The following is a 1,143-nucleotide window of genomic DNA, read 5'->3' on the forward strand; positions in this document are numbered from 1 at the left end:
GCCCGGTTCCGGTATCGCATCGGGCCGCGTTATTACTCGCTCTACCGCCTGGCCTCGGTCGAGCCTTCGCGCTGGAACGACTACGTGATCGACAATGAAGACTATCGGGACCACTTCCGTGCCCGGAGTGCGGAGAGGGATCGAACCACCATTAGTCGCAAGTCGCTGTTCTTTGCCCACTGTCAGCGGCATGGTCTCCCCACCCCGACACTTCAGGCGATCATTCCGTCGGATGAGGTTCCTCTCGGTGGAGACGGTTTTTCGAAGCCAGCGCCGGTTGTGCTGGACGCCCGGCGCTGGCTGGAGTTGCTTGGCGATTGCGCGGATGACCTGTTTATCAAATCCGATGATGGATCGTATGGTGACGGGGCATTCTCCGCTATCTGGCGTCAGGGTCGATGGCTTTGCTGTGGCAGAACGACGACGCCCAGCGGTTTGTTTTACTTCATCCGGGAGCGCGCCAACCAGAGCCACAGGCCCTACATCGCCCAGTCGCGTATCCATGTCCATCACGACCTCCGGAACCTGATGTCGCCTGCGGCCGTGGGTTGTGTGCGGATCGTGACCTACATGCGCGGCGGCGAGGCCCATCTGTTTCGTGCGGAGATCAAGCTGACCGCAGGAGATGGGGAAACCGATAATTTCGTGCTGGGTGTTACCGGTAATGTCGTGGCCGCAGTGGACATGGGTACTGGCCGCCTGGCGGTGGGTTATGCCTCGCGTAGCCCGGCGTGGCCGGTCATTCAGCCGGTCGCCGAGCATCCGGATACGGGCAAACGGATTGAGGGTACCCGGTTGCCGTTGTGGGAGGAGGTCAAGTCGCTTGCGCTCCAGGCGCAGCGCAGTCTGCCCGAGGTCAAGACGATCGGCTGGGATATCGCGATTACCCCCGAGGGCCCGCTGATCCTCGAGGGCAATACGACCTATGGGCTGGCCAGCCTGCAGATCGCGCACCAGCGCGGGTTCAAGCGGGAGATGGAGCACATCTTTCGCGGGTAACGCATTGTTGCCCGCGCTGGGTTCGGACGCCGTCTCCGCGGCTCTGACCCGGATCGGACTCAAGCAATCGCTGAAGCGTTTCCTGCGCCGCGGCGGTTCCGGCCGGCCCATGGAACGCAATCGGGAGGTGATCAAGAAATGATC

1 protein-coding gene is annotated in these 1,143 nt (G+C 62.2%); it reads left to right on the top strand.

Annotation, left to right across the window (positions count from 1 at the left end; all coding sequences use genetic code 11):
* Positions 1 to 999, top strand: a 999-nt coding sequence (locus tag G372_RS0100005; RefSeq protein WP_020008798.1) for a sugar-transfer associated ATP-grasp domain-containing protein, incomplete at its 5' end; no start/stop codon positions are given.
* Positions 1,000 to 1,143 lie beyond the last annotated feature (144 nt).

The sequence above is a fragment of the Thioalkalivibrio thiocyanoxidans ARh2 genome (assembly GCF_000385215.1).
In the GTDB taxonomy this organism is placed as follows: Bacteria; Pseudomonadota; Gammaproteobacteria; order Ectothiorhodospirales; family Ectothiorhodospiraceae; genus Thioalkalivibrio; species Thioalkalivibrio thiocyanoxidans.